This is a genomic window from Alloprevotella tannerae ATCC 51259 (assembly GCF_000159995.1).
Taxonomy (GTDB): domain Bacteria; phylum Bacteroidota; class Bacteroidia; order Bacteroidales; family Bacteroidaceae; genus Alloprevotella; species Alloprevotella tannerae.
On record NZ_GG700643.1, the window covers coordinates 603,172 to 612,510 of the forward strand.

The window sequence follows — 9,339 nt, forward strand, 5'->3', positions numbered from 1 at the left end:
CAATTGAGCGCCGATAGATGCAGGCGCTAAGTAACAAAATAAGCCGCCGGAAATAAATCCGACGGCTTACTCATATTTTTTCTACTCGTTTAGAAGACGAGTTTTACAGACTGGTTGCCTACCTTCACTACATAAGCGCCGCGCGCTGCGAGACGAACGCGAAGATCTTTATCTCCGGCTTGGTTGTTGTAAATCAACTGACCTGCTGCCGTATAAATCTGTACGTTCTCACCCTTAACGTTATTTATGCACACGTCGTTGCCATCAAGCTGTACGAGTGCCTTTGTGAGGCTTACGTTGCTGATGCCGTCGAATACACCTACTTCGCGGAGCGTTGAGTAGGGACTTTCTGCGTATCTCTTCTTTACGTTGCGGTCAGCGTTAACTTTGTAAGCAGATACGCGGTGCGTAATCATTGACTTGTCGGCAAAGCCGGGCACGGTAACCTCAGCAGAAGTACCATCAACCCATCTGAGATAGCGGAACGGATCGTTCAAGCTCTCGCCGGCTTGATAGTTTTGCGTGATCTTGAGGTCATCAACATAGAGGTGCTCGTCAGCATAAACGGCGTAGATACCGATGATAGACTTCTTCGTACCCTTGGTAAAGTTGATCGTAAATTCTTTCCAATCGTTGGTTACCGCTTTGGGATAGCCTTCCGGATAGATCAACTCAGCCTGCTTATAGTCGCCGATCGTCTCATCATAGTTGAAGAGCGCGAAAGCAGCTTGTGTATTTACAGTGATTTCCTTGCCGTCTTTGTCAAGGGCCGTCGTAGCAGCACCTGCGAGCTTTACTTTTACGGTAAACTTACCGCCATCTTTCGACATATCCAACTCCGGAGAAATGAGGCCTGCATCGGTGTGGTTATGGTAATATTGCCAGCCATCCAAGCAGATGTAGTCCGTATAAGGTGCATAGTTAGTACCTTTCCAGCCGCCTTGCTTCAATTCCGGAATATAAAATTCGCCGTATGAATTATTGCTGGGATTTTCCTTTGTCCATCCGGTCAAGTTTCCTTCAGAGTCTCTTACGTCGGTAAAGTCTTCTTGCGTCACAACAAATTCGCCGGTCTGCGTTGCCTTGCGGTCGTAGTAAGCAATGTAGTTGTAGCGTTCAGCCGAAGGCACAGCGCTCCAAGTGGCCGTATACTTGCTGCCGTTAAAGTCGCTTACAGCTTGCATTTCCGGAGCAACGAGGTCAAAGACGTAGGTTTGTGCTGACGGAATAGATTCATAGCTATCTTTGGTTGCTGATGCGTTGTAGAAATAAGTCTTGCCGGATTCTGCGCCTGTTACGTGGAACATGTTTGTCGTAACCGGCTGTTCTTTGAAGAGATATTCGGTTTCGCTCGTCTCTTTGTTGATAGAGTACACATTAACCTTATAGCCTGTTGCGCCTTCTACAGCCGTCCAGTTGGCATCAAAGCTCGTGCCTTGATAGTTGGAGTAAGGAAGCATAGTAGGCGTAGCTACGTGTTGCTTAACGGTAAACACTTCAAGGTCATCAATATATACGGGTGCACCTACGGATACAATATTAAAGATAGAGTACTCACCGCCGCCATAGAAATACATCGTGTATTCCTGCCATTGCTCACTGATTTGCGGAAGCTGTGCGCTGCCCATCATATCCCACGTGGGCGACATATTGTGCGTCTCAGCTGCTTCGACCATCACCACAGGAAGCTCTTCAGCACTCTTAGCGCGGGCCTTAAAGCGTACCCAAGCTATGCCGCCGTTAGCGCTTACGTTAAGCATCGGCGTATTGATGTGCGCCATTTCTTTGGGAGCTGACGCAAGGTAAACGACGCCGCCTGCCGAAAAAGCATTTCCGGATCCCCAGCCCGGCGTGTTGAAGTATTCATCCTTTGTGTTAATCCAAGGATATTCAAACTCATCTTTAATAAGGCTGTTGTCAAGATCGGGGTTCTCGGGGGTGCCTGCCGTCATCTTAGAAAAATCTTCCTTCATGACTACTTGCTCTTCGCCATACTTGTTCGGAGCATTCTTAATGTGTGCTTGCGGAGCGCCGGCAGCACCCATACTGAACGAGCCTTTCTTAGAAAGATTCATTTTGATTTTAGGCAGCCCACTTTGTGTCCGTGTCTGTGCTTCCACCTTGTTGTTTTGGGCAGAAAGCGGGCTTGTAACTGCTAATGATAAGGCAGCTAAAAGCGCTAAGCGTGTAATGTTCTTACTCATAATGATATGATTAGTGGTAGTTACTTAGTGTCTCTTTCTTTCTGCATATCACGCAAGAAGTATTTTCCATAAAAACGGCTCAACAGCGGTTAGTTTGGGTCGTTTTGAGATATTTCCCTGTCAAGTTCTTTACGACCTCTTGATGATATGCACAAGCGATTTGCACAGCAGATATGGCAAAGATACAGATAAAATCAAATAAACTTACTTTTTTAGCAGAAATATTCCATTACATATAAAAAAATGAGGACAAGAACTGTATGGGTGGCTACACAATACTCAGAAAAGGGGACGATACACTTTAATGTTCAGCCAAGTAAGTCGGGCCGCACAATGAGGCGAGGCACTTTCCGCGACAGATGCGGACATACAGCAAACCGTCTGTGTATCTGTCTTACACTTTCCCGCGCGCCGCAGAAAACTGCAGTTGTAAAAGTCTTATTTTTGCCCTTGCAGATCCGTCCGCTCAGCAATGCCGATTAAATTCCAAAGCTAGGAAAAAAAGTCTCTACAGGTTGACATCTTTTTCTCCCCTAGTTGGGAAAAAATTTCCCCTAGTTGGAACAATCGTCTCTACGTGTAGAACGACGAAAAATACGCCCCAAATCAATCTTATGCTTAGGATGCAATCTACATTGTCAATGGCAAAAAGGTGATGAAGCGATAAGAAAGCGTATAACTTCGACTGTGAACCTTGAAAAGAAGCAATCCCAAGTGTCACAGCTTCGGAAGTATGCCCCACAAAAGCAAGGGAAAGAATCTGCAATAGCGACCCTTTCCTACCCAATAAAGGAAATAACTTTGAACTTCGAGGAAGTCTAAGCTCATAGGATAATGGGAGTTCGTCGAACTCCCATTATCTTTATATTATAGTAAAGCTATCGGTAAAGAACTTGAATTTATTCTCAAAATCATCCTCCTCATCCTGCATCAGCACAGTAAATGTCTTACCGGATACATTAAGTATATAAATTCTTCCGAAGTATTTCGTGTTTGAAAAGCTACAGACAAAACTGCAAAGTATCGCATCGTTATCACGCAAAGATACATTCCTGACCGGTTCGGTACTCATATTGTGATACACATTCTGCTGCTTCATCGAGTTTAAAGTTTCCTCTAATTTCGCCAAGACATCTACTTGCGGCGACACAACATTTACGGATATGATCTCCGAGGAGTCGTCGCCTTTCTTTTCACAATATATATAATGAATGCCGTTATCCCCCTCTTCCTTTTCTATTTTCCAGGAATCGGGATAACAGAAAGACAAGCCTCCGTATGCTATCTTATTTGTTTTCCTCCTTACTTCGCTCGTATGTTTATCCACATCAAGCAGCACGATATCATCTGTAGCGGCAGTTGTATCATCTGTAATTTTACGCAGAATATCCCATTCGCGCTCCTCGATACGATCGATATTATGCTTAATAGCATTCGCATCGTCGGTTACCCAGCACAAAGGCCGCGGCTCAAAGTTCGCCCATTGCCCGTTAGTACTCCCTCCGAATAAGGCCATACAGGGAATTCGTTCACCTTCGACCACTTTATGCAAAGGTAAGTTCTTTACCGCAAAACGTTTGTAGGCGAACTGTTCATCCCCGGCATCGTCGCAACAGACATCTGCCAAGGCTATCAACTCAATAGGATTTGTTCGTACGACGATGGCCGGAACAAGCAAACCACTCGTATACGCCGAGGCCCCGCCGGCATTACGATACGCGTAAAACCTAAACAATGCGAACAAGGCAACGAGCATCGGCAACGTTCCCCATACCCAATGAGCATCCACGTAGAGCTTCAACGAAAGACTAAGCATAATAAGAAAGAAGCCGAGCGGACGCCAACTTAATCTTATCAATTTGGCTCTTTGTTCGTCATATTTCTTCATCAATTCTTTATTTACTTCTACATCGCTTGTCCTTGAGGCCCGAGAGAAGTTAAAAGAATTTCCTGTTTCATTCTGATTTTCCATTTCATTTTCATTTAACGATCCGTCAGTATCAGCCGCTTTGCCGGCAATGCGCTCTTCACTATCTCGTTATCAACGAAATAATAATCAATACACCAACCTTTATATCACGCGAATTCGACGAATTATAAGAGAGTGTAAATTTAGTGATTAGCAAACTTGTTGTAGGCTTATGGCGTTTAACGTGCAAAAATGCTATGATCACCAACGACAAAGTTACGGAAATATATTGTATGGCAGATGATTTCTGCCATACAATATGAGTTGGGCTCGAACAAAAAGATGGCTTTCCCGTTATTCAATTGTTTGTCAAATATAACTATACAAAAGAAAATCTTCCTTTTGGGCTTTTGTTGAAACTGCTTTAAGGCGAAAACAGGCATTGCTTATCCCGAATTAGGGTTAAGAGATACGAAATAGAATCGTTTGGCGCCTTCTCTATCTGTAAAAGCGAGTAGACGTCAGTTGTAAATTAAATTTATCGGTTCAATACTGCGTTTATTTGCCGCGCAGGCGACAAAGGAGGTAGACAAACCACAGGCGGGGAAGTAGGCGTAAACGTTCGCAGAAACTGTCTGTTTCGTTTACGACTTTGATATTATCATAGAGGCCCTTGGAGCGTTGTCGATTTGAGATGCCGCTTGTATCAAAGAGCGCAATGGGGAAGTCAACGTAAGCAAACTTCTTACCTTGATGGCCTAATAGTTTGAAAAACTTAAAGTCGGCTGAGAAGGGATGGGTGATGTCAAAGGGCGTCGCGCGCAAACATTCGATGCGGGCAAGCGAACTTTGATGGCAAAAACACATACGATGAGCGTTCGTAAAGGGATGTGCACGCGACAAAACAGGCGCGCCATCGGCAGCAGCTTTTAAGACGTCGCCATAAATCACATCCGCCGTGCGGGGCGTAGAGAATATGCGCTGCAAGACGTCAGTAGCGGCAAAGCAATCGCCGGCATTCATAAAGATCACCCATTCTCCTGAAGCGCGAGCCACGCCCTTGTTCATCGCATCATAAATGCCTTTATCCGGCGCTGACAACCACTGCAAAGGGGCTTGCAGAGAAGAAAGATAAGCAGGCGTACCATCAGTGGAGGCGCCGTCAATGATGAGATACTCAAGCGGCGCATAGGTTTGCTGCAAGACATTCTCGACAGTATGGCGCAGCAAAGGCAAAGCGTTGCGACAAACGGTGATCACCGTAACTTTAGGAAGGCGATTCATAGGCGGAAATTGCGCTGATCCTTATACGCACGATAGGGCTGGTTATAGTCTAAATAGTAGAAATTGTGCTGGCGCTGATGATTGGCAGCAGGTATCTGCATATAATCCCCGTATTTCTGCGTCAAGTAGCGGTCGTATTGCGCTACGCCTTTTAATTCGTGTCCTTCGAAGCTAACGGGTGTAGGCTCTCCGAGTAGCGTTTTAGCAAAAACGCCTTTCAAGCCATCATCATAATCGGCCACGAGTTGGGCATCTTCATAGTTGTATTTCAACATCAATCGCCGAAGCTTCTGCTGCACGCCTTCGTGGGTAAAGCATTTACGACACAAAAGCGGTAACCAACTGCTCGGACCGCGACCGTGCTTGTAGGGATCGCGATGGAGAAAGTAGACAATGCGTTTGTAAAACTCGAAACGCATAAAATGCAGGCGGCGGCGCCAAACGCTTTGCGGCACGCCATCAATGGGGAACACATCTATATATATACCGCTCAGGTAAGCGTAATGCGCACGCTCGATCAAGGTGGTGCTGCTATCGATTATTTTTCCGAAACTACCCGGATATTTTCCATTCGTCTCGGCCGACATCGCTTCGTAAGGTGCCGGCAGCCATTCTTTAGCGTGCGCCATCAAAGTATCATAATCCGCGCGCGGCATACAAATGTCCACATCGTCGTCCCAAGGAATAAAACCTTTATGGCGTATAGCCCCAAGCAAAGTCCCTGCCCAAAGATAATAACGCAAACCGTGCTCGCAGCACACTTTATCTACAGCCAGGAGAATCTCCAAGATGCGCAATTGCAAGGGACGTATTTCGTAAGCGGGCATAGTCGTCGATAAATTATAAGTGCCGTTTAAGCCTTTTGCTGATCACCTTTTCTGTCAGCGTCATAAGCGTGCTTGGGATAATCAATGGTATAATGCAAGCCGCGCGATTCTTTGCGCTCGATGGCTTGCCGCGTAATGAGATAGCCTACATTGATCATATTTCTCAATTGGCAGATGTCGGGCGTAGCCTTCACGCGCTTAAACAACTCTTCGGTCTCTTCGTAAAGCAGATCCAAGCGCGTCCAAGCCCTTTTCAAGCGCAAATCGCTGCGAACAATGCCGACATAATTGGACATTACCTGCCCCACTTCGCGCACATCTTGCGCAATCAATACCTGCTCTTCGTTAGTCATCGTCCCCTCATCGTTCCATTCGGGCACACTTTCATTAAATGTATATTCGTCAATATGGGCTATCGTATGTTCCGCCGCCTTTTCTGCGTAGACTACGGCTTCAATCAGCGAATTGCTTGCCAACCTATTGCCGCCGTGCAGGCCCGTGCAAGCACATTCACCAATCGCATACAAACGATTGATCGAAGAGCGCGCATCCAAGTCGACCTTGATGCCGCCGCAAAGGTAGTGTGCACAAGGCGCAACGGGAATATACTCTTTGGTAATGTCTATACCGATCGACAAACATTTGACATAGATGTTTGGAAAGTGATGTTTCGTCTCTTCCGGATCTTTATGCGTCACGTCTAAGCATACGTGGTCTATGCCGCGATTCTTCATCTCCCGATCAATCGCACGGGCTACGATGTCGCGCGGAGCAAGACTCAAACGCTCATCATATTTCTGCATAAACTCCTCACCGTTGGGCAAGCGCAAGATGCCGCCATAGCCGCGCATAGCCTCCGTTATTAAGAAAGCAGGATGCGTTTCTTTCGGATGATAGAGCGCCGTCGGGTGAAACTGCACAAACTCCATATCCTTTACCGTCGCCTTAGCGCGATAAGCCATCGCAATGCCGTCGCCCGTGGCAATATTCGGATTGGTGGTAGAAGCATAAACAGCACCTACGCCGCCGGTGGCAATGACCGTGACGCGCGAAAGCAGCGTATCTATTCGCTTTGTTTCCGGATTATAAACATAGGCACCATAACATTCAATGTTAGGCGTCTTTCGCGTCACCTCAACGCCCAAATGATGTTGCGTGATGATCTCTACGGCAAAATGGTGATCCATTACCGTAATGTTAGGCGAGCGGCGCACGGCCTCAATCAAGCCTCGCTGTATCTCATAGCCCGTATCGTCGGCGTGATGTAAGATTCTAAATTCAGAATGTCCGCCTTCTCGGTGCAAATCAAATTCGCCATCGGCTTTTTTATCAAAGTGTACGCCCCAACTAACCAATCTGCAAATGCCCTCGGGCGCACGTTCAATCACCTGCTGCACGGCTTTCGGATCACTAATATAGTCGCCGGCCACCATCGTATCGTGAATATGCTTCTCAAAGTTGTCCACAATGCGATTCGTCACGGAAGCTACGCCGCCTTGCGCTTTCGAAGTGTTGGCTTCTTCAATACTTGTTTTACAGACAAGCCCTACTGTTCCTTTTCCTGAAGCAGCCACTTGCAATGCATAACTCATTCCGGCCACACCGGAACCTATTACCAAAAAATCGAATTTGCGAATCATTACGCTTACTTTTAACCGATTCGGGCCTGTTTCTATTTTGCCCGGCCTATGTTTTGACAATTTGCAAGCAAAAGTAGTACTTGCCGCGCGCCCCACAAAGAAAAGCGCAGAAAATCATCAATTACAACTATCCGCCACTTGTATTTAACGTGAGTTCGACATAAGGAAACTCCTCTAATTGTTATTACCCAACGATGCGCCCTTAGACTTGGTCTTTTGGCAGGGCAGGAGTTGGAGCAAAGCGACAACCCTGCCACTAACGACGCAAGTCGTTGATCAAGTAATTTATAATTAGGTTTGTTTCCATTGCATTTCTATCATCGGACGTTTTTGAAAGACCAACCCTATGGGGTTGCTCAATACGGCCGTCCGTTAAGGCAGGGTTAAAGCGTTGCTCGCTTTAACCCTGCCCTACCAAAAGACTAACCCAGATGGGGTTATTTGTGGACGATGAGGCGTGCAGGTTGGACGAGTTTGGGAGGATTTAGCCGATTTTATTGATTTGGCCTATAGGGTTCGAGGTATATATAGATGAGGATGCGCGGAGAAGTGGATTACACGATTGTATCATTATGAATCAATCATAGCCTTCTCCATTTCCCACCAGGCATATTAGGGCTATAGGTAATAATATGCACAAAACAACCCCTTAGGGTTGGTCTTTTGGCAGGGCAGGGTTAAGATGCGTAGCGGCTTAACCCTGCCAAAGTCCACCGCAATGTGCAACCCCATAGAGTTGGTCTCTCAAATCGGTCGCTTATCCTCATTTGAACATGCTGATAAATCAAATCACCAAAGTCCACACCCGCACCGCAAGTCCTTAGGCTTAGTCTTTCAAGGTTTTCGCCGGTGGGCGTTGGCTTGTTTTGAAAGACCAACCCTAAGGGGTTGGCATTACCGCTACTTGCTGATGCAGCGTTGACGCTTTGCGTCAACACTGCCCTGCCAAAAGACTAACCCCGATGGGGTTATCGGCGGGTGAGAATGCGCGAGGATTGGGTAATAATAGACGGAAGCAATCACCCGAATATTAAATAACGAACGCAATATTATTATAACCCTAACCGACAAAGCTCATACCCGCAAAAACAAGCCCTTAGGCTTGGTCTTTTGGCAGGGCAGGCGTTGGAGCGAAGCGACAACCCTGCCACGATGCGCCGCAAAATGCAACCCCTTAGGGTTGGTCATTCAAAATGTCCGCTAATAGGCGTTTGAACATGCTGATAAATCAAACCGCCAAAGCCCACTCCCGCACCACAAGCCCTTAGGCTTGGTCTTTTGGCAGGGCAGGTGTTGAAGCGAAGCGACAACCCTGCCATAGTCCGCCGCAAGAGGCAACCCCTTAGGGTTGGTCTTTCAAATCGGCCGCTGATTGTCTTATAATCAAGCGATTATTGCGCGTTTTGTCGGCTCAGCAGAAATGCTTACCTTTGCATACGCAAGGGCGAGGAGCGCTCTTGGCTTAATTATTCATC

At 46.7% G+C, this 9,339-nt stretch carries 6 protein-coding genes; 1 reads left to right on the forward strand and 5 read right to left on the reverse strand.

The genetic code is table 11. The annotated features are described in order from the left end of the window. Positions 1 to 89: 89 nt before the first annotated feature. Positions 90 to 2,204, reverse strand: coding sequence for a fibronectin type III domain-containing protein (locus GCWU000325_RS08595; protein WP_006256044.1), 2,115 nt, complete (start codon positions 2,202 to 2,204; stop codon positions 90 to 92). Positions 2,205 to 2,447: 243 nt separating this feature from the next. On the opposite strand from GCWU000325_RS08595, the gene GCWU000325_RS12045 reads away from it, so the two are divergent. Then, positions 2,448 to 2,687 (forward strand): hypothetical protein, encoded by a 240-nt coding sequence (locus GCWU000325_RS12045; RefSeq protein WP_154646631.1) that lies wholly within the window; start codon positions 2,448 to 2,450, stop codon positions 2,685 to 2,687. 379 nt (positions 2,688 to 3,066) lie between these two features. Here GCWU000325_RS12045 and GCWU000325_RS08600 read toward each other — a convergent pair whose 3' ends face one another. The 4 genes from GCWU000325_RS08600 to nadB all read right to left on the reverse strand — a co-directional run bounded on the left by GCWU000325_RS08600 (position 3,067) and on the right by nadB (position 7,864). Beyond that, positions 3,067 to 4,176, reverse strand: a complete 1,110-nt coding sequence (locus GCWU000325_RS08600; protein ID WP_006256047.1) for a DUF3239 domain-containing protein — start codon at positions 4,174 to 4,176, stop codon at positions 3,067 to 3,069. Between the two features lie 495 nt (positions 4,177 to 4,671). Continuing rightward, positions 4,672 to 5,397 carry a glycosyltransferase family 2 protein gene (locus GCWU000325_RS08610; RefSeq protein WP_006256050.1) on the reverse strand — a complete coding sequence of 242 codons (726 nt, stop codon included), beginning with the start codon at positions 5,395 to 5,397 and terminating at the stop codon, positions 4,672 to 4,674. Continuing rightward, positions 5,394 to 6,224, reverse strand: a complete 831-nt coding sequence (locus GCWU000325_RS08615) for a LicD family protein (RefSeq protein ID WP_006256051.1) — start codon at positions 6,222 to 6,224, stop codon at positions 5,394 to 5,396. Before GCWU000325_RS08615 ends, GCWU000325_RS08610 begins: the two co-directional genes overlap by 4 nt. A 26-nt stretch (positions 6,225 to 6,250) precedes the next feature. Further along, positions 6,251 to 7,864, reverse strand: coding sequence for an L-aspartate oxidase (gene nadB, locus GCWU000325_RS08620; RefSeq protein ID WP_006256052.1), 1,614 nt, complete (start codon positions 7,862 to 7,864; stop codon positions 6,251 to 6,253). Positions 7,865 to 9,339: the final 1,475 nt, after the last annotated feature.

What these genes read in the sequence shown, in the direction of transcription:
- GCWU000325_RS12045 (WP_154646631.1), top strand. Translation starts at nt 2,448, where the DNA reads ATGAGGACAAGAACTGTATGGGTGGCTACACAATACTCAGAAAAGGGG.
- nadB (WP_006256052.1), bottom strand. Translation starts at nt 7,864, where the DNA reads ATGATTCGCAAATTCGATTTTTTGGTAATAGGTTCCGGTGTGGCCGGA.
- GCWU000325_RS08615 (WP_006256051.1), bottom strand. Translation starts at nt 6,224, where the DNA reads ATGCCCGCTTACGAAATACGTCCCTTGCAATTGCGCATCTTGGAGATT.
- GCWU000325_RS08595 (WP_006256044.1), bottom strand. Translation starts at nt 2,204, where the DNA reads ATGAGTAAGAACATTACACGCTTAGCGCTTTTAGCTGCCTTATCATTA.
- GCWU000325_RS08600 (WP_006256047.1), bottom strand. Translation starts at nt 4,176, where the DNA reads ATGGAAAATCAGAATGAAACAGGAAATTCTTTTAACTTCTCTCGGGCC.
- GCWU000325_RS08610 (WP_006256050.1), bottom strand. Translation starts at nt 5,397, where the DNA reads ATGAATCGCCTTCCTAAAGTTACGGTGATCACCGTTTGTCGCAACGCT.